At 71.1% G+C, this 25,388-nt stretch carries 23 protein-coding genes; 10 read left to right on the forward strand and 13 right to left on the reverse strand.

The annotated features are described in order from the left end of the window. Positions 1–35 precede the first annotated feature (35 nt). A complete protein-coding gene (locus tag OG218_RS15685; protein WP_328294164.1) occupies positions 36–860 on the forward strand; it encodes an HAD family hydrolase in 825 nt (274 codons plus the stop codon). 15 nt (positions 861–875) lie between these two features. On the opposite strand, the gene OG218_RS15690 is transcribed toward OG218_RS15685, so the two are convergent. The 12 genes from OG218_RS15690 to OG218_RS15745 all read right to left on the reverse strand — a co-directional run bounded on the left by OG218_RS15690 (position 876) and on the right by OG218_RS15745 (position 13,451). Further along, the gene (locus OG218_RS15690; protein WP_328294165.1) at positions 876–1,829 is read right to left on the reverse strand and encodes a ketopantoate reductase family protein; all 954 of its coding nucleotides are present in this window, start codon (positions 1,827–1,829) and stop codon (positions 876–878) included. Further along, positions 1,826–2,677 (reverse strand): alpha/beta fold hydrolase, encoded by an 852-nt coding sequence (locus tag OG218_RS15695; protein WP_328294166.1) that lies wholly within the window; start codon positions 2,675–2,677, stop codon positions 1,826–1,828. The genes OG218_RS15690 and OG218_RS15695 overlap by 4 nt, the downstream gene beginning before the upstream one ends. After that, positions 2,665–4,407, reverse strand: a complete 1,743-nt coding sequence (locus OG218_RS15700; RefSeq protein ID WP_328294167.1) for a DUF885 domain-containing protein — start codon at positions 4,405–4,407, stop codon at positions 2,665–2,667. The genes OG218_RS15695 and OG218_RS15700 overlap by 13 nt, the downstream gene beginning before the upstream one ends. A gap of 26 nt (positions 4,408–4,433) precedes the next feature. Further along, entirely contained in the window at positions 4,434–5,132 is a 699-nt protein-coding gene (locus tag OG218_RS15705) for an SDR family NAD(P)-dependent oxidoreductase (RefSeq protein ID WP_328294168.1), read from the reverse strand. Between the two features lie 2 nt (positions 5,133–5,134). Further along, entirely contained in the window at positions 5,135–6,013 is an 879-nt protein-coding gene (locus OG218_RS15710) for a MurR/RpiR family transcriptional regulator (protein WP_328294169.1), read from the reverse strand. 36 nt (positions 6,014–6,049) lie between these two features. Further along, positions 6,050–6,997: an isoaspartyl peptidase/L-asparaginase family protein gene (locus OG218_RS15715; RefSeq protein ID WP_328294170.1), complete on the reverse strand. Its 948-nt coding sequence runs from the start codon at positions 6,995–6,997 to the stop codon at positions 6,050–6,052. Next, positions 6,997–7,830: a M55 family metallopeptidase gene (locus OG218_RS15720; protein ID WP_328294171.1), complete on the reverse strand. Its 834-nt coding sequence runs from the start codon at positions 7,828–7,830 to the stop codon at positions 6,997–6,999. Before OG218_RS15720 ends, OG218_RS15715 begins: the two co-directional genes overlap by 1 nt. Then, a complete protein-coding gene (locus OG218_RS15725) occupies positions 7,827–8,945 on the reverse strand; it encodes an ABC transporter ATP-binding protein (RefSeq protein WP_328294172.1) in 1,119 nt (372 codons plus the stop codon). Before OG218_RS15725 ends, OG218_RS15720 begins: the two co-directional genes overlap by 4 nt. Further along, positions 8,942–9,946 carry an ABC transporter ATP-binding protein gene (locus tag OG218_RS15730; protein ID WP_328294173.1) on the reverse strand — a complete coding sequence of 335 codons (1,005 nt, stop codon included), beginning with the start codon at positions 9,944–9,946 and terminating at the stop codon, positions 8,942–8,944. Before OG218_RS15730 ends, OG218_RS15725 begins: the two co-directional genes overlap by 4 nt. Before the next feature lie 2 nt (positions 9,947–9,948). Beyond that, positions 9,949–10,833, reverse strand: a complete 885-nt coding sequence (locus OG218_RS15735) for an ABC transporter permease (protein WP_328294174.1) — start codon at positions 10,831–10,833, stop codon at positions 9,949–9,951. Then, on the reverse strand, positions 10,830–11,789 hold the full coding sequence (locus OG218_RS15740; RefSeq protein ID WP_328294175.1) for an ABC transporter permease: 960 nt from the start codon (positions 11,787–11,789) through the stop codon (positions 10,830–10,832). Before OG218_RS15740 ends, OG218_RS15735 begins: the two co-directional genes overlap by 4 nt. Positions 11,790–11,882: 93 nt before the next feature. Continuing rightward, positions 11,883–13,451: an ABC transporter substrate-binding protein gene (locus OG218_RS15745; RefSeq protein WP_328294176.1), complete on the reverse strand. Its 1,569-nt coding sequence runs from the start codon at positions 13,449–13,451 to the stop codon at positions 11,883–11,885. 358 nt (positions 13,452–13,809) lie between these two features. Between OG218_RS15745 and OG218_RS15750 the strand changes: the two genes are divergently transcribed. The 5 genes from OG218_RS15750 to OG218_RS15770 all read left to right on the forward strand — a co-directional run bounded on the left by OG218_RS15750 (position 13,810) and on the right by OG218_RS15770 (position 19,303). Beyond that, entirely contained in the window at positions 13,810–15,135 is a 1,326-nt protein-coding gene (locus tag OG218_RS15750; protein WP_328294177.1) for an extracellular solute-binding protein, read from the forward strand. 50 nt (positions 15,136–15,185) lie between these two features. Then, positions 15,186–16,202: a LacI family DNA-binding transcriptional regulator gene (locus OG218_RS15755; RefSeq protein WP_328294178.1), complete on the forward strand. Its 1,017-nt coding sequence runs from the start codon at positions 15,186–15,188 to the stop codon at positions 16,200–16,202. A gap of 149 nt (positions 16,203–16,351) precedes the next feature. Next, positions 16,352–17,317: an aldo/keto reductase gene (locus tag OG218_RS15760; protein WP_442906512.1), complete on the forward strand. Its 966-nt coding sequence runs from the start codon at positions 16,352–16,354 to the stop codon at positions 17,315–17,317. A gap of 12 nt (positions 17,318–17,329) precedes the next feature. Then, entirely contained in the window at positions 17,330–17,749 is a 420-nt protein-coding gene (locus tag OG218_RS15765; protein ID WP_328294180.1) for an RbsD/FucU domain-containing protein, read from the forward strand. Positions 17,750–17,806: 57 nt separating this feature from the next. Continuing rightward, a complete protein-coding gene (locus tag OG218_RS15770; RefSeq protein ID WP_442906513.1) occupies positions 17,807–19,303 on the forward strand; it encodes an alpha-L-fucosidase in 1,497 nt (498 codons plus the stop codon). On the opposite strand, the gene OG218_RS15775 is transcribed toward OG218_RS15770, so the two are convergent. Further along, entirely contained in the window at positions 19,248–20,336 is a 1,089-nt protein-coding gene (locus tag OG218_RS15775; protein WP_328296249.1) for a LacI family DNA-binding transcriptional regulator, read from the reverse strand. The genes OG218_RS15770 and OG218_RS15775 overlap by 56 nt on opposite strands. A gap of 236 nt (positions 20,337–20,572) precedes the next feature. Between OG218_RS15775 and OG218_RS15780 the strand changes: the two genes are divergently transcribed. The 4 genes from OG218_RS15780 to OG218_RS15795 all read left to right on the forward strand — a co-directional run bounded on the left by OG218_RS15780 (position 20,573) and on the right by OG218_RS15795 (position 25,381). Continuing rightward, positions 20,573–22,156: an alpha-N-arabinofuranosidase gene (locus OG218_RS15780; RefSeq protein WP_328294182.1), complete on the forward strand. Its 1,584-nt coding sequence runs from the start codon at positions 20,573–20,575 to the stop codon at positions 22,154–22,156. Between the two features lie 95 nt (positions 22,157–22,251). Next, positions 22,252–23,544: an ABC transporter substrate-binding protein gene (locus tag OG218_RS15785; protein WP_328294183.1), complete on the forward strand. Its 1,293-nt coding sequence runs from the start codon at positions 22,252–22,254 to the stop codon at positions 23,542–23,544. Continuing rightward, positions 23,544–24,509 carry a carbohydrate ABC transporter permease gene (locus OG218_RS15790; protein WP_328294184.1) on the forward strand — a complete coding sequence of 322 codons (966 nt, stop codon included), beginning with the start codon at positions 23,544–23,546 and terminating at the stop codon, positions 24,507–24,509. The genes OG218_RS15785 and OG218_RS15790 overlap by 1 nt, the downstream gene beginning before the upstream one ends. After that, a complete protein-coding gene (locus OG218_RS15795) occupies positions 24,506–25,381 on the forward strand; it encodes a carbohydrate ABC transporter permease (RefSeq protein ID WP_328294185.1) in 876 nt (291 codons plus the stop codon). Before OG218_RS15790 ends, OG218_RS15795 begins: the two co-directional genes overlap by 4 nt. The last annotated feature ends 7 nt before the right edge of the window (positions 25,382–25,388 follow it).

Consider the following 25,388-nt stretch of genomic DNA (forward strand, 5'->3'; position numbering starts at 1 on the left):
GAGCTCCGAGCCGGGGTGACCTTAGGCTGGAGGACGTGAGTGGTGGCCTGGAGGGCGTGCTGGTGGCGCTCGACGTCGATGGAACCGTCGTCGACCTGGACGAGGCGATGTCCGACCGGGTCCGGTCGGCCGTGCGCCGGGTGGCGGAGGCCGGGGCGCACGTCGTCGTCGCGACCGGACGCTCGCTGCACGGGACGCTGCCGGTGCTGCAGCGCCTGGGTCTGCACGACGGTTTCGCGGTGTGCTCCAACGGCGCCGTCACGGTCCAGCTCGACGCCACCGAACCGCAGGGCTACCGCGTCGTCTCGCTGCACACCTTCGACCCGTCGGGGGTGGCCGAGACCCTGCGCGAGAACCTGCCCGCGGGGTTGTTCGCCGTCGAGGTCCTGGGGCGCGGTTTCAAGCTCACCGCGCCGTTCCCGGACGGGGAACTCACGGGGGAGATGGAGGTCGTGCCCTTCGACGAGCTCTTCACCGAACCGGTCATGCGGGTCGTCGTCCGCAGCCCCGAGCACACCTCCGCGGAGTTCTCCTCACTGGTCGAGGCGGTCGGTCTGCACGGCGTCGCCTACTCCGTCGGCTGGACGGCCTGGCTCGACCTCGCCCCCGACGGCGTGACCAAGGCCAGTGCGCTGGAGGAGGTCCGGGTGCGGCTGGACGTCGAACGCGCCGCGACCCTCGCCGTCGGCGACGGCCGCAACGACGTCGAGATGCTGCGCTGGGCCGGCCGCGGCATCGCCATGGGCAACGCCCCGGCCGAGGTCCAGGCCGCCGCCGACGCCGTCACCGCCCACGTCGACGAGGACGGTCTCGCGCTGGTGCTCGAGGACCTCGTCGCCGTGGGCCTGCCGGCGGGCTGATCCCGCGGCCGGAACTCAGCCGGTGCGGGCCGCGACGAAGCGGGCCAGCTCGTCGAGGTTGGCCACCTCGCACGTCCGGCGGCCCTCCTCGATGTCGTGGATCATCTCCACCACGCGGTCGAAGACGGGTCCCTGGATGTCCTTGTGGACCTCGTCGACCTCGGTCTTGCGCTTGCGGACCATCAGGTCGCGGTAGATGCCGGAGTGCGTCTTGGCGCTGCGGCGGTTGAAGGCGGCGAGGCGGTCGAAGGACCCGGGGAGGTCGTCCGGCTCGAAACCGTCGAACCCCTCGACGGTGACGGGCGCCTGGGCCAGCACCTCCTCGGAGATCGCGGTCATGACCCCGCGGTACTCGGGACGTTCGAGGGTCTCCGCGATCGGGAGGTCGGACACGGCTCCCGCCCACATCATGGCGCCGTAGACCTCCTTCCCCCAGAGGTAGCCGAGCACGTTCTCGGTGGCCTCGGCGTAGGGGAGGACCTCGGCGAGCCGGGCGACGCGCGGCGTGACCGGGCCGCCGGCCAGTTCCCCGATCCGGAAGGTGGCGACGTTGCCCTGGAGGACGACCCCGGGCGCCATCAGGTCGGCCCCGATGTTGACGAAGCTCGCGAGCACCCGTTCGCGGCCGAGGGCCTCGATCAGGACGTCGGCGGTCAGCCCGTTCTGGACGGTCAGGACGTAGCCGTCCGGGGCGAGGCGGTCGCGCAGCAGGTCGGCGACGGCGGCGGTGTGCAGGCTCTTCACGGCGACGACGGCGTGCTCGACGGTGTCGGGCAGTTCCTCGGGCAGGATCGCCGGGACCCGGACGACGAACTCCTCGACCGGGCCCTCGATGCGCAGTCCGTCGCGCCGGATCGCGGCGACGTGCGCCGCGTCCGCGTCCACCAGGGTCACGTCGTGGCCGTCGCGGAACGCGCGGGCCCCGAGGGTCCCGCCGATGGCGCCGGCGCCGATGACGAACAGCTTCACGCGCGCACCTGCTCCGGCACGGCGCGGTCGACGAAGTCCCGCAGCACGCGCTGGAACTCCTCCCGTTCCTCGTTCTGGGGCGAGTGGCCCGAGTTCTCGAACACCACGAGTTCCGCCCCGGGGACGAGGCGGGCGATGGTCTCGGACGCGCTGACCGGGGTCACCCAGTCGTGGCGGCCGACGGTGACCAGCACCGGCACCGCCACGTGCGGCAGGTCGGCCTTGAGGTCGTAGGTCGGGAAGTTCTCCTGGAAGCACGCGTTGTGCGCCTCGTGCCGGTAGATCCCGGCCTCGACCGCGGCCGTGGACCGCGCCTCGTCGTAGTCGGCGTCGTAGAGCGGGATGAGTTCCCGCCACAGTTCCTTCAGCTCCTCGTCGCTGCGGACGGTGCCGCCCCAGTAGCGGTCGAAGTGCTCCCAGTCGATCTCGACGCGGGTCTGCTCCCGGGCGTTCCGGAACGCGAGTTCCAGGTTGGACCCGTCGGCGGAGGTGTCGCGCAGGACCACGGCCTGCACGTGCCGGGGGTAGCGCACGGCGTACTCCAGCGCGATGAACCCGCCGTAGGAACCTCCGGCGACGCTCACCCGCTCGGCCCCGGCCCACTGCCGCAACCCCTCGACGTCGGCGGCCCACTGCTCGTGGGAGTAGGGCCCGACGCCCTCGCTGCGCCCGCACCCGCGGGCGTCGAACACGACGACGCGGAACCGGTCGGCGAGCGGCCCGAACGTCGAGCGCGGTTCGGCGAGGGAACCGATCCCGCCGCCGCCGTGGTGGGCGATGAGCACGGGCCCGTCCTCCGGGCCGAGCACCTCGACGTTCAGGCGTGCCCCGTTGATCAGGACGTCCACGGTTCTCCTCCGGTGCTGGTGTGCCCGTCCGCGAGCACGGTCTCGATGTGGCGCTCGACGACGTCGCCGAGCACGGTGAGCGGAACGGCCCCCGAGGACAGGACCGCGCGGTGGAACTCCACGACGGAGAACCGGTCCCCGAGCCGCTGTTCCGCCACTCCGCGCAGCCGCAGGATCTCCCGGCAGCCGATCATGTAGGCCAGCGCCTGGCCGGGCCAGGCGGTGTAGCGGTCGACCTCGCTCTCGACGTGACCGCGGGTCGTGGCGGTGTTGTCGTACATGAACTCCACCGCCCGTTCCCGGGTCCAGCCGAAGTGGTGGATGCCGGTGTCGACCACGAGCCGGCAGGCGCGCAGCGCCCGGAACGACAGCATGCCGAGGCGGGACAGGTTGTCGCTGTAGAGCCCCATCTCCTCGGCCAGCTGCTCGGAGTAGAGCCCCCACCCCTCGTTGAAGCTGCAGGCCTCGACGTCGAGCGAGCGCCGGTAGCGAGGGATGTCGAGCAGTTGCGCCGTCGCGAGCTGCAGGTGGTGACCCGGGACGGCTTCGTGGAAGGACAGCGACTCGTACTCGTAGCGGAAGTGGCTCGGGGCGTCGGCCGCGAGCACGCAGTACGCCCCGGGTCGGCTCCCGTCGAGGGCCGGCGGGCGGTAGTAGCCCAGGGCGCTGCCGGCCGCGTCGATCGGGTTGATCTCCTCGATCGCGCAGTCCGGGATCGCGAGCGCCGGGAACCAGGCGTCGCGGACGGCCTCGGCCCGCTGCAGGGCCCCCCGGGCCACCGCGACGATCTCCGCGCTGGTCTCGAAGCGCAGCGCGGGGTCGCTGCGCAGGCGGTCGGCGATCCGCGGGAACTCGGTCTCCCCGAGGGCGCGGCCGCCGACGACGGCCCACTCGGCGCGCATCTCCTCGAGCACGTCGAGGCCGATCCGGTGGATCTCGGGGGCGGTGAGCCCCGTCGTCGTGTGCCGGCGGATCGCCGCGGCGTACCCCTCGGTCCCTCCCGGCACGGCGTGGATCCCGATGTCGTGTCCGGTGCGGCCGAGGGGGAGCAGTTCGGTGCGCAACCGGACGGTGAGCGCGTGCAGCGCCGGGCGAACTCCTTCTCCCACGAGCCGCGTCGCCTCGCGCAGGGTGTCCGGGTCGCCGGACGCGCGGGCCGGGGTGAGCAGCGCGTCGTCGTCGAGGGCGACCGCGAGGTGCCCGTCCAGCTGCTCGATCGCGTGCTGGACCCCGAGGCGGGTCGGGACCCGGCCGGCGGTGGCCTCCTCGGCGTAGCGCTCCCCGAGGGCTGTGAAGAAGCCGGGGAGTCCGGCGAGGCGGCGCAGGTAGCGCTGCGCGGCCGGCGGTTCGGTCGCCGTCATGGCCGGTACCGCCTGGAAGACGAGACCCTGCCGGCTGACGTACCCCTTCGCCGAGGCGTTCGCCGCCCACAGCGAGTGGGCGGCGTCGTCCGCGGCGCCCCGGGCCAGGGCGATGAGGACGCCGCGGTCGACCACGTCGTCCCGGTCGAGTCCGGCGGGGTCGATCGCCTCGGCCGCACGGGCCACCTCGTGCAGCTGCGCGGCGGCGCGTTCGCTCGCGGCGCGGGACGGGTCGCCCGGGAGGTGGTCGAACTCGCTGAGCCCGAGCAGGGTCGCGTTGTAGGGGTCGTAGGTGTGCTGGAGGTGGAAGTACCGCTCGCGCAGCGCGGCCAGCCCCGTCCCGGGAGCCGGGTCGGTGGTCGTTCTCACGTGGTGCCGTCCTTGCTGCGGGTCCCTCAGAAGAGGGAGTGCCCGCCGTCGATGGAGATCGTCTGGCCGCTGACCCAGGAGGCGTCGGGGTCGGCGAAGAACAGCACGCCGCGCGCGATGTCGTCCGGGGTCCCGGTGCGCCGCACGGCGATCCGTTCCAGGAGGGCCTGCTGACCGGCGGCGCCGTAGGAGTCCCACTGCGCCTGGGTGGTGGGGTTGGACAGCACGAACCCCGGGGCGATGCAGTTGGCGGTGATGCCGAACGGCCCGAGTTCGTGCGCCAGTTGCCGGGTGAGACCGATCTGGGCCGCCTTCGCGGTCGTGTAGGCCTGGACGCCGGTGAGGCTCACGCTGCGCCCGGCCCCGGAGGAGATGGTGACGATGCGCCCGTACCCCGCGCGCTTCATGGCGCGGACGGCGGCCCGGCTGCAGTTGCGCATCGTCGTGAGGTTCGCCCGGACGACGGCGTCCCAGGCCGCGTCGTCGAGTTCGTCGAGGGGGGTGTGCGTCTGCCCCACGACCCCGCCGGCGCAGTTCACGAGCACGTCGACGGCACCGACGGCGGTGAAGAACTCCTCGACCGCTGCGGTGTCGGCGAGGTCGACCTCGTCCCGGTCGACGCCGTGCACGGTCGCGCCCGCCTCCCGCAGCCGGTCGGCGATGGTGCGCCCGATCCCCTGGGCGGTGCCGGTGACGACGGCCACCCGACCGGTCTGCGTTCCCACGCTCACTCCTGCCCCTCCGGTTCGGCGGTCGCGCTCACCCGGTGGGCGCGGGCGATCTGGACCGTGTTCTCCCACTCCTTCATGCGGTCGATGCCCCGGCTGCCGCTGGCGAGGAGGACCGCCTCGACGAGCGCCTCGACCAGGACGACGGTGCCGACCATGGAGTCGAAGGGGATCCCGGCCACGGCCACCGGGAGCACGATGTCGGCGCTCTCGGTGGCGGGGGACAACCCCTGGTCGGTGATGACGACGACCGTCGCGCCGCGGCTCTTGGCGATGCCCGCGGCCTGCTTCGAGCTCAGCTCGTAGCGCCGGAAGTCGAAGATCACCGCGACGGCACCGGAGCACAACCGCAGGAGCCGCCCGATGTCGTGTCCCAGGGGTTCGGGGACGAAGTCGACGCAGGGGATCGCCTGGTCGAGCTCGGCCGCGAAGAGCTGGGCCGGGAACCGGCTGAAGTAGCCGCCCATGACGGCGACCTGCTTCGGTCGCCGGGCCAGGGCCTCCACGGCGAGGTCGAACTCGCTGGGGGGCACCGAGGTGGCGAGCTGCTCGAGCAGCCCGACCCGTTCGGTGACGGCCGTCTGGAAGACGGGCTGCTCGGCGAGTTCCCGGGCTCCCTGCTCGGTGCGTCGCACCGGGCTGTTCATGTGGTGGGTGACCTCGTCGCGCAGGCGCCGCTGGAACTCGGGGTAGCCGCTCATGCCGAGCCGGGTCACCAGCCGCAGCACCGTGGGGGTGCTGGTGCCGGCGGCCTTCGCGACGGTGGCCGCGCTCTCCAGCCCGGCGCTGGGGTAGGAGGCCAGCAACGTGCGGGCCACCTTCTTCTCGGCCGGGGTCAGCTCGCCCATGCGGGCGAAGATCTCGTCGTCGATCTTCATGCCGTCCACTCTCTCGTCTGAGCGCGCCGCGGACCCTCAGGTCAGCAGGACGACCCCGTCCTGACCCTCGAACGCGGCGAACATGGTCGGGGAGTTGTGCGCCACGACGACGGTGCCGTCCGGGGCGACGGCCACCAGCCCGCCGCTGGCGTCCTTCGCGGTCAGCTCGGCGAGGACGGTGTCGCGCACGGCGTCGGCCAGCGTGGCTCCGAGGTAGCGCATCCGGGCGGCGATGTCGTAGGAGACGACCCCGCGGATGAACGCCTCCCCCTCGCCCGTGCAGGACACCGCGAGGGAGTCCCCGCGGGCGTAGGTGCCGGCGCCGATGACGGGGCTGTCCCCGACCCGGCCGGTGCTCTGGGCGGCCATCCCCCCGGTCGAGGTGGCCACGGCGATCCTGCCGTCACGGTCGCGGGCGACGGCGCCCACGGTGCCGTGGCGGGGGGCGGCGAGGCGCAGGGCGTGGATGCGTTCCAGCTGGACCTTCCGCGCCTCGGTGATGAAGTACTCCTGCTCGCGCACCTCGAGGTCCCACCCGGTCGCCAGGTCGCGGGCGGGGTCGACGAGCAGCACGTGCGAACTGTTCTCCAGCACCGCGCGGGCGAGGCGGACGGGGTTCTTGGCGTGGCGCGAGACGGCGATCGCCCCGGCGCGACCGTCGTCGTCCATGACGGCGGCGTCGTGCTCGACCGATCCGTCCGCCGCCAGCGCGGCACCGCGGCCGGCGTTGAACAGCGGGTCGTCCTCGAGCTGCTCCACCGTGGCGCAGACGGCGTCGAGCGCCGACCCGCCGTCCTCGAGCACCACGCGACCGGCGAGGTAGGCGCGCCGGAGGCCGGCTTCGAAGGACTCGCGGCGCTCGGTGGAGAGTTCCTCGATGCGCCCACCCGCCCCGCCGTGCAGGGCCAGGGAGTACTCGCGCAACGGCGGTGTGGCCCAGAGCCGCGTCTCCCGCGGCCGGGCGATGGATTCCTCGTCGGCCATCAGCGGCCACCTGCCTGTCGGGTGATGTAGTTGACGGCGACGAACGAACGGAAGACGTCGAGCAGGTCGTCGCCGGTGATGCGCACCTCGCGCACACCGGTGCGCTCGGCCCGGCGGGCCCAGGTCGCGACGTCGGCCATGTCGGCGGTCTGCATCTCCAGGTCGAGGGCGACGGGACGTTCGATGCCCGGGGTCGACACCTTCCCGGCGGCGACCCGGCGGACGGCCTCCTCGGCCCCGGCGCGGATGCGGCGGCACGACTCCGTGGGGTGCAGGTTCTCCGCGCTGGCCCGGGTGATCGAGTGCTTGGTGACCACGTTCACGGCGCCGCGGGCGAAGGGTTCCGTCTCCTCCCAGGTCACCTCGTCGCCGGAGACGAAGGCGATCGGCACGCCGTGGTGCTCCGCGACGAGGGCGTTGATGCCGGACTCGCCGACGTAGCGGCCGTTCAGGCGGGCGCCGGAGAACACCTCGGGGTTGTAGGTGTGCGACATCGTCGACGCCGCACCGGAGATCGACCCGTGGTAGCCCACGAAGAAGATCGCGTCGACGGTCTCGTCGAGCCCCTGCATCATGTACAGGGGTTTGTGCCGTCCCGAGATGTACCGGGCCTCCCCGGCGATCGCGCGGGGGTCCAGGTTCGCCATCCGGCTGTGCGAGTCGTTGAGGACGACCTCCGTCGCCCCGCCGGCGATCGCCCCCTCGATGGCGGCGTTGACCTCGGCCTGCAGGAGTTCGCAGCCCAGGGCGTACGAGGGGCTGCCGGGGCGGCACTGGTCCCAGTCGACGATCCCGGCCACCCCCTCCATGTCCAGTGACATCCAGACCTTCATCGGGTGGTGCTCCTCGGTTCGTGGACGGGTGCTTCGTCGAGCAGTTCAGGGCGGACGTCGACGCGGTCGATGCTCGACGCGGGGTCGGGCGGGGCCTGGAAGTCGGGCAGTTCCGCGGCCCGCAGGCAGGCCGACACGTGACCGGTCCCCGCCGCGCCCACCGGTTCGAGCGCGGGGTCGACGGTGCGGCAGGCGTCGACCGCGTAGGGGCAGCGCGGGTTGAACCGGCAGCCCGCGGGGACGTCGAAGGGGCTGGGGGGTTCGCCCTCGAGCACGAACTCCTCGTTGACGCTGCCGGCCGTCATGCGCGGGATCGAGTCGATCAGCGCCCGGGTGTAGGGGTGGCGGGGGTTGGCGAAGAGTTCCGCCGTCTCGGCGACCTCCACGATGCGCCCCAGGTACATCACCGCGACGCGCTGGCTGAGGTGCTGCACGACGGCGAGGTTGTGGGCGACGAAGAGGATGCTGAGGCCGAGTTCGCGCTGCAGCCGCGCGAACAGTTCGAGGATCGTGGCCTGCACCGAGACGTCGAGGGCGGAGACGGGTTCGTCGGCGATGAGCACGTCCGGGCGCACCGCGATGGCCCGCGCGATGGCCAGGCGCTGGCGCTGTCCCCCCGAGAACTGGCTGGGGTAGGCGTCGAGGGCGTCCTCCTCCAGGCCGACGAGGTTCAGCAACCGGACGCTCTCGGCCCGGACCTCCGAGCGCGCCACCACGCGGTGCAGCAGCAGGAGCTCACGGAGCATCGACCCGACGGAGATGCGGGGGTTGAGCGAGGAGTACGGGTCCTGGAACACCATCTGGATCCGCCGGCTCGCCTCCTTGTCCCGGCGCGGGGGCACCGGTTCGCCCTGGTGCTCCAGGGTGCCGGAGGTCGCGGTCGTCCCGCCCACGAGGACCTTCGCGAGGGTCGACTTCCCCGATCCCGATTCCCCGACGAGGGCCAGGATCTCCCCCCGGCGCAGTTCGAGGTCGATCCCGTCGAGGGCCTTGAGGCTCGTGCGGCCGTCCTCGGTGCGGGACAACCTGGTCGCCAGCGAGGGCCGGAGCCGGTACGTCTTGGTGACGCCGGTGGCCCGCAGCACCGGGAACGGCAGCGCGGTCGGACTGCTCACGCGGGTGCTCCCTCGAAGATGCGGTGGGTCTCGATGCAGGCGGCGTCGTGCCCCGGGGCGACGACCTCGCGCGGGGGGACGGCGGCGGTGCAGGCGTCCACGGCGAACGTGCACCGGGGGGCGAAGGGACAACCGGGGGGCCGGGCGGCCAGGTTCGGCGGGAAACCCGGGATGGGGACGAGGCGCCGGTCGGGCTGGTCGAAGTCCGGCGCGGAGTCCAGCAACCCCTTCGTGTAGGGGTGGCGGGGGTCGCCCAGGACGTCGCGGACGGTGCCGGACTCCACGATGTGCCCGGAGTACATCACCGCCATGTCCGTGCACGTCTGGTTGACCACGGCCAGGTCGTGCGTCACGAAGGTCAGGGCCGTGCCGGTGTCGGCGCAGAGCCCCTCGAGCACCTTCAGCACCTGGTGCTGAACCGTCACGTCCAGCGCGGTGGTCGGTTCGTCGCAGAGCAGGAGCCGGGGCCCGCACGAGACCGCCATCGCGATCATGATGCGCTGGCGCAGACCGCCGGAGAGTTCGTGCGGGTAGGCGCGGGCCCGCCGCGCCGGGTCGGGGATCCCCGTCTTCGCCATGAGTTCCACGGCGAGGCGCCCCGCGTCCTTCGCGGACAGACCGAGGTGGCGACGGGGCCCCTCGGCGATCTGGTCCCCGACGCGGACGACGGGGTTCAGCGCGGTCATGGGTTCCTGGAAGATCATCGCGATCTCGGGTCCCATGAGGCGACGGCGCGCGGCGCTCGGCATCCCGACGAGTTCACGCCCGTCGTAGACGATGCTGCCGGAGAGCACCTCGACGCCGCGGGGGAGCAGGTCGGCGATCGCCCGCAGGGTCAGGGACTTCCCCGACCCGGACTCGCCGACGACGCCGAAGCGTTCTCCCGGGGCGATCTCGAGCGACAGGTCGTCGACGATGACGGTGTCCGGCCGGTTGCGGTGCCGGATGCCGAGGCTGAGCGAGGAGACGCTGAGCAGGGGACTGAGCGGGGGACTGGTCACGGTCACTTCCTCCTCTCGGGGCTGAGCAGGTCGGAGACCCCGTCCCCGAGCCAGGAGAGGCCGAGGGAGGTGAGGACGACGACGAGACCGGGGATGGTGGCCTGCTGCCACTGGGTCGTGATGAACTCCTGGCCGTCGCTGATCATGGAACCCCACTCCGCCGTGGGCGGGGCGATGCCGAGCCCGAGGTAGCCGAGGGTGACGATCGCCATGATGTCCATGACGATGTCGCTCATCCCGTAGATGATCGCCTGCGACAGCACGTTCGGGCCGATGTGGCGGACCAGGATGCGGGCGTGCGACATCCCGCCCAGGCGGGCCGCGACGACGTAGTCCTGCTCCTTGGCGACCAGCACCTCCCCACGCACGATCTTGGCGTAGGAGACCCACGACACCGCGGCGATGGCGAGGTAGATGCTGAACTCCCCGGAACCGAGGACGAAGACCAGCACGATGACCATGACGTAGAACGGGAACGCGAAGAACACGTCGACGATGCGCATCAGCACCGTGTCCAGCCACCCGCCGGCGTAGCCGGCGATGCCGCCGACGACGGTTCCGACGACGAAGGGGATCAGCACCGCGAGGAACCCGACGCGCAGGTCGACGCGGGCGCCCCAGATCAACCGCGACAGCACGTCGCGCCCGTACTTGTCGGTCCCCAGCGGGTGTGCGCCCGAGGGCGACTGCAGCGCGTTGAGCAGGTCCTGCTTCACGGGGTCGTACGGGGCGAGGACGGGGGCCAGCAGCGCGACCAGGACGAGGAACCCGACGATGACGATGCCGGCCACCAGCGTGCCGCTGCGGTACCAGGGCCGCAGCGTCCGGGAGCGGGCGGCGCGACGTCGCTGGCCACGTTCGACGAGGAGGGCGGTGGGGGTGCTCATGCGCGGGCCGTCCTGCCGAGGTCGACGCGGGGGTCGAGGGCCGTGTAGACGACGTCGGTGAGGATGCCGACGACGACCACGAACAGCGCCACGAAGAGGGTGACGCCCTGGATGGTGGGGAAGTCCCGGGTGAAGATCGAGTTGATCATCAGCGAGCCCAGGCCGGGCAGGGCGAAGACGCGTTCGATGACGAGCGAGCCACCCACCAGGTACCCGAGGTTGACGCCGACGATGGAGACGGTGGGGATGGCGGCGTTGCGCAGCACGTGCCCCCGGAACAACTGCACCCCGTAGGAACCCTTGGACTTCGCGGTGCCCACGTACTCCGAACCCAGCACCGAGATCATCGACGAGCGGAGGCTGCGGATGATGGTGGGCGACATCGCGATCGCCAGGGTGAGCGCGGGCAGGAACAGGTAGTAGACGTGGCCGGCGGCGTCCTCGCCGTAACCGCCGACGGGGAAGGCCCGCATCCCGACCCCGAGCAGCAGGATGAGCATGATGCCGACCCAGAACTGCGGCATCCCCTGACCCAGGAGGGTGAAACCCCGGACCCCGAGGTCGCGCGCCCCGCCCGGGCGGAAGGCGGCGAGGGCGGCCAGCGGGATGCTGATGAGCAGGGCGATGAGCAGGGCGTACAGCAGCAGGGACAGCGTCACCGGGATCGCCTGCAGCACCAGCTGGGCGACGGGGGTCTGGTAGGTGAGGCTGGTGCCGAGGTTCCCGTGGGCGAGTTGTCCCAGGAACGTCAGGTACTGCCGCCACAACGGCTCGTCGAGGCCGAGCTGGGCGGTCAGGGCCGCGACGCTCTCCGCCGTGGCGCGCTCGCCGAGCAGGGCGACGGCGGCGTTGCCGGGCAGCAGGTGGGCCAGGAGGAAGACGATGAGGGTGACGCCGAAGGCGACGGGGATCGACTGCACGAGGCGGCCGGGGATGAATCGCAGACGGTGCAGCACCGTCTCACCTCCTGGTTCGCGCGGGAGTTCACGAGGGTTCGTGGGAGTTCACGGGGGCGCCCGCCGCGTCGGCGGACGCCCCCGGTGCGACGGCTACTTCGTCTTGGAGACGTCCTGCAGCAGGTACCCGCCCAGCGGGGTCACGTGGAAGCCCTGGACCTTGTCGGTCGAGGCGTACACGTAGGGCGAGTAGTACAGGTAGGCGAGGAACGCGTCCTCGCTCGTCTTCTGCTGCAGCTCGGTGTAGAGCTCCTGACGCTTGGCGCTGTCGGTCTCCTTCTGCGCCCGGTTGTTCAGGTCGATGACCTCGGGGTTGTCGTAGGAGGTGAACGCCGACTTCGCCCCACCGGTCGGGACGACCGCGAACGACGTCCACTGGTCGGGGTCGGGGATGTCCATCGTCCAGGCCGAGATGGCCATGTCGAAGTCGGAGGCGAGGCGCGCCTGCTTGTTCGCCGTCGGGTCGAGCTGCTTGATCTCCATCGTGATGCCGATGTCCTTGAGCTCCGACTGCATGATCTGGGCGACGGAGGCCTGGTTCGGGTTGCCCGAGGAGATCAGCAGGGTCGTGGTGAAGCCGTTCGGCTGGGAGGACTGGGCGAGTTCCGCCTTCGCCTTCGCGACGTCGAGCGACGCCCCGCCGGCGTTCTCGTCGTAGTACGGGGTTCCGGGCGAGAGCAGCGAGTTCGCCTCCTGCCCGTTGCCGAACAGGACGGCCTTGACCATGGCCTTGCGGTCGATGGCGTAGGAGATCGCCCGGCGCACGTGGACGTCCTGGAAGGGCGCCCGCGCCTGGTTGAACGCGACGTAGTCGATCTGGGTGGAGGGGAACGTCTCGGCCTTCACCCCGCTCGCCGACTTCAGCGACGCCAGGCTGGACCAGTCCGGGGTGTCGTCGATGTCGATCTGACCGCCCTGGACCTGCAGCTTGCGGGTGTTGGCGTCGGGGACGACGTTCCACTGCACGCTGGAGAGGTAGGGCTTGTCCTTCTGCCAGTACTTGGTGTTGGCGGTCAGCTTGAGCGACTGCCCCTGCTTCCAGCTGTCCCAGACGAAGGGTCCGGTGCCGACGGGGGCCTCGTAGAACTGCTCGGAGGTCTTGCCGCCGTAGCCGTCGGGGATGATCCCGTTGGCGAAGAGCGACAGGTCGGCGATGAGGGGCGCCCACGCGTACTTCAGCTTGATGGTGATCGTCGCGTCGTCGGTCGCCTCGACGGAGTCGATGGCCGCGTTGATGTAGCCCCAGCCGGACTCACCGGTCTTGGTGTCCTCGTCGAGGGAGAACTTCACGTCCTTGGCGGTCATCGGGGTGCCGTCGGAGAACGTGACGTCGGTGCGGAGCTTGATCGTGTACGTCAGACCGTCGTCGGAGATCGTGTAGCCGCTGGCGAGCCAGGGTTCGAGTTCGCTCCCGTCCGCGCTGGAGTGGAACAGCGGCTCCATGATCTGCTCCATCACGCGGATGGAGTTGTTGTCGAAGGTCGTCGTCTTGTCCATCGAGATGATGTCGGCCGACCGCGCGATGGTGAGGTCACCACCCTTGGTGGGTGCACCGCCCGTGGCGGAGCCGCCGTCACCGCTGTCGTCGGCGGCACCGCACCCGCCGAGGGCGAGTGCCATCGTGAGCGCCAGGGCTCCGACGACTCCAGTCCTTCTTCTCATGGAGAGCCTCGCTCGTCTCTGCACCCGGGGGGTGCGCCTGCCGTGGGGTGGATCGGGGGACCGTGCCAGGGCGACGGTGCCGCTGTACTGATGATTACAGTAGTCCCCATCTGGACAGCAATTGTTACGTTTGTGATAACTCTGACGCAACCGTCCGGAGACCTCTCGGCGCCGGAGCCCGCGGTGATCCGGGCTGTATAACGATAAATTAACGATGGGACGGGGTTCGCCCGAGCTCGTTCCCCGCACCGGCTCCGCGACGTAGCGTTCCGGCCAACCGGGTGCAGAGCAGCGTCCGGCGCGCACGCCCCCAGCTCGCCCGGACGCCGCACGGTCGCGGCTCGTCGACGGAGACACCATGAACGAGCAGTTCACCACCCGACGCGCAGTCCTCACCCTCGCCCTGGCCGCCCCGTTGGCCGCCGGCCTCGCCTCGTGCGGCGGCTCGTCGGGCCCCGGTCAGGCCACCGGCGGTGGCGCCACGATGTGGATCCTCACCGGGCAACCGGCGGAGGGGATCCGCACCGATGCCGTGGACGCCTTCAACAAGGCGAACCCGGACGGCGAACTCACCCTCTCCTCGTTCCAGAACGACGCCTACAAGGCCAAGATCCGCACGGCCATCGGCGCCGCCCAGGCCCCCACGATCATCCCCACCTGGGGTGGTGGGGGGCTGCGCGACTACGTCGGCAACGGCCAGGTCGAGGACCTCACCGGGTTCTTCGCCGAGAACGCGGGACTCAAGGACAAGCTGTTCACCAGCGCGTTCGCCGCGGCCACCGTCGACGACAAGATCTACGCCGTCCCGTGCGAGGTCGTGTCCCCGATCGTGTTCTTCTACAACAAGACCCTGTTCGAGCAGGTGGGGGCCCAGCCCCCCACGACCTGGGACGAGCTGATGGCCCTGGTCCCCGTCTTCGTCGACGCGGGCGTCGCGCCGCTGTCGCTGGGCGGGCAGTCGCGGTGGACGAACATGATGTGGCTGGAGTACCTCTACGACCGCATCGGCGGCGCGGAGCTGTTCACCTCGATCTACGACGGTGAACCCGGGGCCTGGTCGAAGCCCGACTCGATCGACGCCCTGACCAAGGTGCAGGACCTCGTCAAGGCCGGCGGGTTCGTCAAGGGCTTCGCCTCGATCACCGCCGACTCCAACGCCGACCAGGCGCTGCTGTACACCGGCCGCGCGGCCATGATGCTGCACGGCTCCTGGGTCTTCGGCTCGATGAAGACCGACGGCGGGGACTTCGTGACGGGAGGCCACCTGGGGTGGTCGGCCTTCCCCACCGTGACCGGCGGCAAGGGTGACCCCACGTCCACCGTCGGGAACCCCTCGGGCTACTACGCGATGTCCGCGAAGGCCTCGGAGAAGGCCAAGACCGCGGCGAAGAAGTTCCTCGCCGACGGTCTCGTCACCGACGCGACGACGAAGGCCTGGATCGACTCCGGCGGGGTGCCGATCGTCGTGGGCTCCGACAGCGGGTTCTCGGGCTCCGAGGACGCCGACTGGCTGCAGTTCGTCTACGACCTGGCGTCGGGGGCGGCGACGTTCCAGCAGTCCTGGGACCAGGCGCTCTCGCCGACGGCCGCGGACGCCCTGCTGGACAACATCGAGAAGTTGTTCGGCCTGAGCCAGACCCCGCAGGAGTTCGCCGCCGCCATGGAGGCCGCCAGCGCCGGCTGAGACCCCCTGTACTGTCCGGGGCGGCAACGGTCCGACGGTGGGGGAGTGGCGTGCGGGCGACCTACAAGGACCTCCAGCGGGCCACGGGCCTCTCGCTCGCCACCATCTCCAAGTACTTCAACGGCGGTACGGTCCGCGAGGAGAACCGCGCGGCGCTGGACGTCGCGGCGCGCGACCTGGGCTTCCGGGTGAACGCCGTGGCCCGCAGCCTGCGCACCCGCCGCTCGCAGACGGTGGGCGTGCTGCTGCCGGAACTCGACAACGACTTCCACCTCTCCGTCATCGCCGGGGTTGAGGAGGTGCTGGCCGCGGACGGGGTCGGGGTCCTGGTCCGCTCGAGCCGTTCGCGGAGCGGCGGCGCGGCCGACGACGCGGTCGCGGACCTGCTGGACCGTCAGGTCGACGGCATCGTCGCGGTCCCCTCGCCGCGGGACACCACCGCGCTGGCGGCGGCCGCGGCGCGCGGCGTCCCGCTGGTGCTGATCGACCGCCTCGTCGACGGGCTGGTGTGCGACGCGGTGGTCCTGGACAACGCGGAGGTCAGCGCGGGGGTCGTGGCCGACCTCGTCGCCCGGGGGCACCGCCGGATCGCCGTGCTCGCCGGCCCGGACGAGGTCTGGAGCCTGCGCGAGCGGCTGGCCGGGTTCCGCCGGGCGATGCGTCGCGCCGGGCTGCCCGTCCCGCGGGGCGTCGTCGTCGGCGGGCCGCTGACCGTGGCGGCGGGCCGGGAGGGGATGGCGCGACTGCTCGCGCTGGAACCCCGGCCGACCGCGGTGTTCGCCCTCAACCAGGAACTCACCGTCGGCGCCCTCACCGTCCTCGCCGAGTCCGGGCTCACCGTCCCGGACGACGTGTCGTTCGTCGGGTTCGACGCCCGGGACGTCGCGGCCCTCACCCGGCCGCGGACGGCGGTGGTCGTCCAGCCCGTGCGTGAGATCGCCCGCGCCGCAGCGGAGATGGTGCGCGACCGGCTGCGCGAGACCGCGGGTGGGCAGTCGCCCCCGCGGCGGGTCGTGCTGTCCGGGGAACACCGCCCCGGCCCCTCGGTGGGTCCGCCGCCGCTCTGAGCCGGGCCCGCGTCGCGCTCCCCCTTGTTGGAGCGAATCGTTTCGTCTATCGTTCCGCAGGCCAGGATCGAAGGAGAACCGTGAGCCGTCCGAACGCCCCCGTCCACCCCGCCGACGTGCCCTTCCGCACCCTGAGCGGCGGTGCCCGCATGCCCGCGATCGGGCTGGGCACCTTCGGTTCCGACCGCTACGGCCCGGCGGAGGTGTCCAACGCCGTCGCCGGTGCGCTGCGCGCCGGGTACCGTCTCGTCGACTGCGCCGCCGTGTACGGCAACGAGGACCGCATCGGCGACGTCCTGACCGAGGCGATCTCCGAGGGGATCCCGCGGGAGGAGTTGTTCGTCGTGTCCAAGGTCTGGAACGACGCGCACACCCCGGAGGCCGCGGTCGCCTCGGTCCACCGGTCGTTGCGCGACCTGCGCCTGGACCACCTCGACGCGGTCTTCGTGCACTGGCCCTTCCCCAACCACCACCCCCCGATGGCCGACACCTCGGCGCGCGACCCGCACGCCCGCCCCTACGACCACGACGCCTACCTGGCGCTGTGGCAGGCCCTGGAGGGCCTCGTCGACGCCGGGCTCGTGCGCCACCTGGGGACCTCCAACACGACGATCCCGAAGCTCGAACTGCTGCTGCGCGACGCCCGGATCGCCCCGGCGCTCAACGAGATGGAACTGCACCCCTGCTTCCAGCAGCCGGAGCTGTTCGACTTCTGCCTGGCGCACGGCGTCCAGCCGGTGGGGTACTCGCCGCTGGGTTCGCCCTCGCGGCCGGAACGGGACCGGACCCCCGACGACGTCGTCGACGTCGAGGACCCCGTCGTGGTGCGCATCGCCGCGGCGCACGGCGTCCACCCCGCCCTGGTCTGCCTCAAGTGGGCGGTCGCGCGGGGCCAGGTCCCCATCCCGTTCGCGGTGAAACCCGAGCAGTACACCGCCAACCTGCGCGCCGTGGTCGAGGACCCGCTCACCGCCGCGGAGGTCGAGGAACTGCGCGCCGCCGACCGCGAGAACCGCCTCATCAAGGGCCAGGTGTTCCTCTGGCCGGGGGCGGAGTCCTGGGAGGAACTCTGGGACCTCGACGGCCGCATCGCCGTCGCACCGATCACCGACTGAACCGGAGGAACCGTGCTGGAGACGGAACTGCTGCACCCACCGCTGCTGGCCGCCCTGGCCGCCGCCGGCCACGGCGACCACATCGTGATCGCCGACGCGAACTTCCCGCTGCGGACGGCGACCGACCGCTCGGTCGACGTCGTCCACCTGAACCTGCGTCCCGGGCTCGTGGGGGTCCTCGACGTGCTGGAACCCGTGCTGCGCGCCGTCCCCGTCGAGGCGGCCACGTTCATGGCCTCCCCCGACGGGGCCGAGGTCGAGGCGCACCACGACTACCGGCGGGCCCTCGGGCCCGACGTCGCGATCGACGTCGTGGACCGCTGGGCCTTCTACGACCGGACCCGGGCCGCGGGTGTCGCGGTCGTCGTCGTGACCGGTGACCAGCGGTTGTGCGCGAACGTCGTGCTCACCGTCGGAGTCCGCGCGATGTGAACCCGGTGGGTGAACGAGTCAGGAACCGGACGGAACGAGGAGATCGTGGTGGAGAACGTGATCGGCAGGGACGACGAGGAACTCGCCCGGGTCCGCTCGGTGGCGACGGCGGGGCCGTACCAGCCGGAGTGGGACTCGCTGCAGGGGTACCGGGCCCCGCGATGGTACGAGGACGCCAAGTTCGGCATCTTCATCCACTGGGGGGTCTACTCGGTCCCGGCCTTCGGCAACGAGTGGTACGCCCGCACGATGTACCGCCAGGGAACCCCGGAGTACGAGCACCACCGGGCCACCTACGGCCCGCAGGACGAGTTCGGGTACAAGGACTTCATCGAGCGGTTCCGGGCCGAACGGTTCGACCCGCAGGCCTGGGCGGCGACGTTCCGCCGGGCGGGCGCGCAGTTCGTGGTGCCCGTCGCGGAGCACCACGACGGTTTCGCCATGTATGCCACCGAGCGCTCGCGCTGGAACGCGGCCGAGATGGGCCCGCAGCGCGACGTGCTCGGTGAACTCGGAGCGGCCGTGCGCGAGTCCGGGATGGTGCTGGGCGCGTCCTCGCACCGGGCCGAGCACTGGTGGTTCATGAACGGCGGCCACGAGTTCCCCTCCGACGTGCGCGACCCCGCCTTCGCCGACTTCTACGGCCCGGCGATGCGCGAGGAGACCGCGCCCAACGAGCAGTTCCTCGAGGACTGGTTGTTGCGCACCGTCGAGCTCATCGACACCCACCGCCCGCAGGTCCTGTGGTTCGACTGGTGGATCGAGCAGCCCGCCTTCGAGCCCTGGCTGCGACTGCTGGCCGCCTACTACTACAACTCCGCCGCGCAGTGGGGGCGCGAGGTGGTCATCAACTACAAGTGGAAGGCGTTCGCCGACGGCAGCGCCGTCTACGACGTGGAACGCGGGGCACTGTCGGGGATCCACCCGCGGGTCTGGCAGAACGACACCTCCGTCGGTCGCACCGCGTGGAGCTGGGTCGAGGGGCACTCCTACAAGTCCGTCGCGGAACTCGTCGGGGAACTCGTCGACGTCGTCGCCAAGAACGGGGTCCTGCTGCTGAACATCGGGCCGAAGGCGGACGGCACGATCGACCCGGCGGAGGTGGAACTCCTGGAGTCGCTGGGGGAGTGGCTCGCGCGCAACGGGGAGGCGATCTACGGGACCCGGCCCTGGACGATCCCGGGGGAGGGCCCCACCCACCTCCCGGCGGGGTCGTTCGTCGACACCACGGCCCGCGCCTACACCGCGCAGGACGTCCGGTTCACGGTCCGCGACGCCCCGGGGGAGAGCGGCACCCGGCTCTACGCCACGGTGCTGGCCCGACCGGGCGACGGCGTCGTGCGCGTCCGGTCCTGGGGCCGGGCCGCCGGGCTGGTCCCGCGCGAGCTGACCGACGTCCGGGTCCTCGGCAGCCGTGCCGACGTCGTCGTCCGCCAGACCGACGCGGCCTTCGAGGTCGACCTCCCGGACGACCTCCCCGGCGACCTCGCCGTGGTCGTCAGCGCCCGGTTGCCCGAGGAGGCCGTCGTCCCGCGGAACGACGACCTGCACTGAGGCGACCTGCACCGGGACGACCTGCACCGACCCGCGTCGTCGACTCCCGCTCGACGATCCCGTAGGACACCGTCACGTCCTGCGGGACCGCCGAGGGGTCGGCGATGCGCCGCGCCAGCAACCGCACCGTCTCATCGACCAGACCCTGCAGGTCGGGCGCCACCGAGGTGAGCGAGGGGATGTGGAAGCGGGCGTCCTCGACGTCGTCGAAGCCGACGACCAGCACGTCGTCGGGCACGCGCACCCCGTGGTCGGCGAGCCCGCGGACGACGCCGAAGGCGAGGGTGTCGGTCACGCAGACGATGCCGTCGGGCACCTCACCGCGGCTCAGGAGCTCGTGGGCGCACTCCACGCCCGCGGCCTGGGTCACCCCGGCGTAGGCGGCGCTCGCCGGGATCCCGGTCTCCCGCACCACGCGCGCGAACCCCTGGGCGCGCAGGACGAACGCGGCCCCCTCGGGGAGGGTGACGTCGTCCAGGTCCTCCAGGGTCGGGAACCCGACCAGGGCCAGGTGGCGGCACCCCCGGTCCAGCAGCAACCGTGTCGCTGCCTCGGCGCCCTCGACGTTGGGCATGCTCACGTGGTCGACGCTCTGGTGCAGTTCCTGCTCGCCGAGGACGACGACGGGCACCTCCCGGCTGAGGGCGTTGATCTCGCGTTCGGTCAGGCCGAGCGCGGCGATGACCAGACCGTCGTAGGCGTTGAGCCGGGAGTCGCGGAACGCGGCGATCTCGCCCTCGCGACTGGCGTGCGTCTCCTCGACCACCGTCGCCATCCCGGACTGGGCGAAGGCGAGCACGAGGTGGTGGGCGAGCCGGCTGTAGTAGTGGCTGTCCAGGGTGGGGACGGCGATGCCGACGACTCCCGTCCGGCCCTGCCGGAGGCTGCGGGCCGCGACGTTCACCTGGTACCCGAGGCGTTCGACGGTCTCCATCACGAGCCGGCGGGTGGAGTCGCTGACCGGTCGCCGTCCGGTGAGGGCGTTGGAGACGGTCATCGCCGAGACCCCGGCCTCGGCCGCGACGTCGCGCATGGTGACCACGTCGCCCTCCCTCCGCACCGCGTCGTGACCGCACCGCCGCGGTCTCCCGCAGAAACTACAGCGACCGTCTCCGAGAGGTGCTTGACAGGTCGGCGACCGCCACCCACTATATCGATACACACAACGAGGTGGACACCGACGGAGGTGTCCCCCCGGTTCTCCCGACCCGAGGACGACCGCGGCGCTGTCGCCGCACGGTCACACCCGACGACACCTGCGAGGAACCCGTGCTTCTCGACGACGAGCGACTGGCCCCCGATCCCACCCCGACCTCCACCGTCCCGCGGGTCCGCGCCGTGCTGGACGTCGACCTGCCCGGCGCGGCGATCTCCCGCCACCTCTACGGCCACTTCGCCGAGCACCTCGGGCGCTGCATCTACGGCGGGTTCTGGGTGGGCGAGGACTCCGACCTCCCGCACGAGGGGGGTCTGCGCCTGGACGTCGTCGAGGCGCTGCGGGCGCTCGACATCCCCAACCTCCGCTGGCCGGGCGGCTGCTTCGCCGACACCTACCACTGGCGCGACGGGATCGGTCCCCGCGAGGAGCGTCCCGCGATGGTCAACTCGCACTGGGGCGACGTCGTGGAGGACAACTCCTTCGGGACCCACGAGTTCATGGCGCTGTGCGAACTCCTCGGGGCCGACCCCTACGTCTCGGCCAACGTCGGCAGCGGCACGGTCCGCGAGGCCGCCGAGTGGATCGAGTACCTGACCCGCGCCGACGACTCGCCCATGGCCCGGTTGCGCCGGGCCAACGGGCGGGACGCTCCCTGGGCGGTCCCGTTCTGGGGTCTGGGCAACGAACCCTGGGGTTGCGGCGGTGGGATGGGTTCCGGCGCCTACGCCGAACTCGCCCGCCAGTACGGGACCTACAGCCTCGACCACGGCGACAACCACCTGTACCGCATCGCCGCCGGTGCCGCCGACGCGGACTACCGCTGGACCGAGGTCCTCATGCAGAACCTCGGACGCTACCTCGGCGACGGTGAGGTCAGCGGTCACGGCAAGAACACCTACCAGGCGATCTCCTTCCACCACTACACGATCGTCGGGCCGACCTGGGACGCGAAGGGTTCCGCGACGGAGTTCGACGACGCCGAGTACTACCGCACGATGGTGAAGGCCACCGAGATCGAGCGGATCATCGCCGGTCACGCGAACGTCATGGACGCCTACGACCCGGACAAGCGCGTCGGCCTGGTCCTCGACGAGTGGGGCACCTGGTTCGACGTCGAACCGGGGACCAACCCGGGGTTCCTGTTCCAGCAGAACACCCTGCGCGACGCCCTCGTCGCGAGCGTGCACTTCGACGCCTTCCACCGCCACGCCGACCGGCTGGTGATGGCCAACATCGCCCAGACGGTGAACGTCCTGCAGGCCATGCTGCTGACCGACGGGAACTCGCTCGTCCTGACCCCGAGCTACCACGTGTTCGCGATGAACAAGGGCCACCACGACGCGGCGTCGCTGCCGTTCACCGTCCGGGGGACCACCCCCACCGCGACCGTCGACGGGACGGAACTCCCGACCTTCTCGGCGTCCGCCAGCACCAAGGACGGCCAGGTCCTCGTCTCGCTCACCAACCTCGACGCCGAGCGCCCGCTGGACGTCGAGGTCGACGTCCGCGGCGGCGCGAACGGGACACCGGTCGCCAGGGTCCTCACCGCGCCGGAGATCTCCGCGCACAACACGGCGGAGCAGACCCCGGTCCAGGTCCGCCCGCTGGAGGGCGTCACCCTGCACGACGGCGTCCTGCGCGCTCAGCTGCCCCCGCACAGCTTCGCCACCGTCTCCTTCGCCGCCCGGGCCTGAACACCACCGCACCCCCGTTCCGCCGCACTCCCGTTCCACCGCAGTGGCACCCGTCGCTGCGAGACCCGCACGACTCCCCGAAGGAGGGGACCTCCGTGAACACGCTGCCCCCGCTGTCCATGACCCGTCGCCGTGCCCTGGCGATGTCCGCCGTCCTCGGCGGTACCGCCCTCACCTCCGCGGCCTGCTCCTCGGGTTCCGGGGGGTCCAGCGACCCGAACACCTTCGACTTCTGGTCCTTCACCGGCATCGGTCAGAAGGACGACGTCGCGGCGTACAAGAAGCTCGCCCCCGACGTGACCGTCAAGCTCACCGAGGTCGGCAGCAGCGCCGAGACCGCGCAGGCCCTGACCACGGCCCTGGCCGGCGGCAAGGTCCCCGACCTCTGCCTCATCCAGGCCACCGAACTGCCGAAGTTCGTCGAGAACGCGGGCAACTTCGTCGACCTCGGGACGCTCGGGGCCGACGACCTCGAGGGTGAGTACCTGGACTGGGTCATCTCCCAGGCCAAGACGAAGGACGACGTCCTCATCGGGATCCCCACCGACGTGGGCGGCATGGGCGTCGCCTACCGCACGGACTTCTTCGCCGCGGCCGGCCTGCCCACCGACCGGGTCGAGGTCGGCAAGCTCTGGCCGACCTGGGAGGACTTCATCGCCACCGGTCAGAAGTACACCGCCGCCACCGGCAAGCCCTTCATGGACAACGCGAACACCTCGGTGTTCCTGCAGGCCGTCTCCCAGGGCGACGAGCAGTACTACGACGCCTCCGGCAAGCCGGTCTTCGAGACCAACCCGCAGGTCCGCGACTCCTTCGAACTCGCCCTGTCCGCCATCGCCGCCAAGGTGACCGCCCGCCTGGGCACGTTCACCGACGGCTGGACGGCGGCCCTGGGCAAGGGGGACTTCGCCGCGATGGGTGCACCGTCGTGGATGCTGGGCTCCATCCGCAGCGCCGCGCCGGACTCCAAGGGCAAGTGGGACGTCGCCACCATCCCCGGCGGCAGCGGGAACTGGGGCGGCAGCTACCTGGTCATCCCCGCCCGTGCGGCGAACCCGAAGGCGGCGTGGAAGTACATCTCCACGATGCAGGCCCCGGACCAGCAGCTGCAGCACTTCCTCACCAGCGGTTCGCTGCCGACGACGCCGTCGAACTACGACAAGCCCGAGCTCACGAGCTACACCGACCCGTTCTTCGGCAACGCCCCGACCGGGCAGATCTTCACCCAGTCCGTGCTCGGCCTGAAGGCCTTCAAGGTCGGCCCCAACACCGCTGAGATCGGCACCGCGTTCCTGGACGCCCTCACCGGCGTCGAGCAGGACGGGGCCCCGGCCGACGCGGCCTGGGACACCGCGGTCAAGAACGCCAAGACGGCGATCGGCGCCTGATGAGCGCCACCCTGACGCCGGGGCAGGTGGGGGCGACCGCCCCCACCACCTCGACCCGGCCCGTGGAGACCCGGTGGGAACGGATCGCGCCCTACGGCTACGTGGCGCCGTTCTACCTGCTGTTCGCCGTGTTCGGCCTCATGCCGCTGCTGTTCACGTTCTACGTCTCGCTCTTCGACTGGAACCCCATCGGGGCGCACACCTTCGTCGGGCTGGACAACTTCCGCCAGCTCGCCGGGGACCCGCGGTTCTGGAACGCCTTCCGCAACACGTTCAGCATCTGGCTGATGTCCACCGTGCCGCAGCTGCTCGTGGCGCTGATCCTGGCCCAGGTCCTCAACTCGGCCCGGCTGCGGTTCGCGAACCTCTTCCGCATGTCGATGCTGCTGCCCTACATCACCTCGGTGGCGGCGACGACGATCGTGTTCTCCCAGCTCTTCGACCGCGACTACGGCCTGCTGAACTGGTTCATCGGCCTGCTCGGCTTCGACCACGTCGACTTCATGTCGACCGCGCTGAGCAGCCACATCCTCATCTCGGTCATGGTCATCTGGCGCTGGTTCGGCTACAACACCCTGCTCTACCTGGCGTCCCTGCAGGCCGTTCCCCGCGACCTCTACGAAGCGGCGGCCGTGGACGGCGCCGGCCCGGTGAAGCAGTTCCGCCACATCACGCTGCCGGCGCTGCGACCCGTCATCGTCTTCACGGTCATCACCTCGACCATCGGTGGTCTGCAGGTCTTCACCGAACCCCTGCTGCTGGGCGGCGGTCTGCTCACCTGCGGTTCCGCGCGCCAGTGCCAGACCCTCTCGCTGTTCCTCTTCGAGCAGGGGTTCGGGTCGTTCAAGTTCGGGTACGGCTCGGCGATCGGGGTGGCCCTGTTCATCATCATCGTCGTGGTCGCGATCATCAACTACCTGCTCTCCAGCCGCCTGGGGAACCGAGACGTGAAGGCCACCCGATGAGCCAGACGCTGACCCCGCGCAAACCCTCGTCGCGGGTCGCCCGCTCCCGTCAGGTCGGACGGGTCGGCTGGCCGACCTACCTCGTCCTCGCCCTCGCCACGCTGGCCTGCGTGTTCCCGATCTACTGGATGTTCGTGGTGTCCTCGGTCGGTTCGCAGGCCGCCTCGCAGATGCCGCCCCGGGTGATCCCCGGGGGCAACTTCCTCAACCTCCTGAAACTCGTCTTCGACACCATCCCGTTCCTGCGCTCCCTGCTGAACAGCTTCGTCGTGGCGGCGTGCATCGGGGTCGGGCAGGCGTTCCTGTGCTCCCTGGCCGGGTTCGCCTTCGCGAAGATGACCTTCAAGGGGCGCGACGCCCTGTTCCTGCTGCTGGTGCTGACGATGACGGTCCCGGCGCAGCTCGGGGTCATCCCGCAGTACCTCATCATCTCCAAGCTCGGCTGGGTCGACACCCTGCAGGCCCTCATCGTCCCGGGCCTGGTCAGCGCCTTCGGCATCTTCTGGATGCGCCAGCACATCAGCGCGACGATCAACGACGAACTCCTGCAGGCCGCCCGGATGGACGGTTGCGGTTCGTGGCAGATCTTCACCCGGATCGCGTTCCCCGTGGTGCGTCCCGCGGCCGCCGTCCTGGGGCTGCTGGGGTTCGTGAACTCCTGGAACGACTTCCTCTGGCCGTTCATCGTGCTGAAGTCCCCCGAGCACTACACCGCCCAGATCGCGATCAAGGCGTTGCAGTCCAACATGTCCATCGACCTGGGACTGGCCATGGCCGGTTCCTTCCTCGTCACCGTCCCGCTCCTGGTGCTGTTCGCCTTCTTCGGCAAGCAGATGGTCTCCGGGATCATGGACGGCGCCTTCAAGGGCTAGGAGAACA

Origin of the sequence: Kineococcus sp. NBC_00420 (genome assembly GCF_036021035.1) — a bacterium.
In the GTDB taxonomy this organism is placed as follows: domain Bacteria; phylum Actinomycetota; class Actinomycetes; order Actinomycetales; family Kineococcaceae; genus Kineococcus.

Excerpts from the sequence above, each read along its gene's own strand:
- OG218_RS15710 (WP_328294169.1), bottom strand. The coding sequence starts at position 6,013 with ATGAAGATCGACGACGAGATCTTCGCCCGCATGGGCGAGCTGACCCCG.
- OG218_RS15715 (WP_328294170.1), bottom strand. The coding sequence starts at position 6,997 with ATGGCCGACGAGGAATCCATCGCCCGGCCGCGGGAGACGCGGCTCTGG.
- OG218_RS15720 (WP_328294171.1), bottom strand. The coding sequence starts at position 7,830 with ATGAAGGTCTGGATGTCACTGGACATGGAGGGGGTGGCCGGGATCGTC.
- OG218_RS15735 (WP_328294174.1), bottom strand. The coding sequence starts at position 10,833 with ATGAGCACCCCCACCGCCCTCCTCGTCGAACGTGGCCAGCGACGTCGC.
- OG218_RS15745 (WP_328294176.1), bottom strand. The coding sequence starts at position 13,451 with ATGAGAAGAAGGACTGGAGTCGTCGGAGCCCTGGCGCTCACGATGGCA.
- OG218_RS15750 (WP_328294177.1), top strand. The coding sequence starts at position 13,810 with ATGAACGAGCAGTTCACCACCCGACGCGCAGTCCTCACCCTCGCCCTG.
- OG218_RS15760 (WP_442906512.1), top strand. The coding sequence starts at position 16,352 with ATGCCCGCGATCGGGCTGGGCACCTTCGGTTCCGACCGCTACGGCCCG.
- OG218_RS15775 (WP_328296249.1), bottom strand. The coding sequence starts at position 20,336 with ATGCGCGACGTCGCGGCCGAGGCCGGGGTCTCGGCGATGACCGTCTCC.
- OG218_RS15790 (WP_328294184.1), top strand. The coding sequence starts at position 23,544 with ATGAGCGCCACCCTGACGCCGGGGCAGGTGGGGGCGACCGCCCCCACC.
- OG218_RS15795 (WP_328294185.1), top strand. The coding sequence starts at position 24,506 with ATGAGCCAGACGCTGACCCCGCGCAAACCCTCGTCGCGGGTCGCCCGC.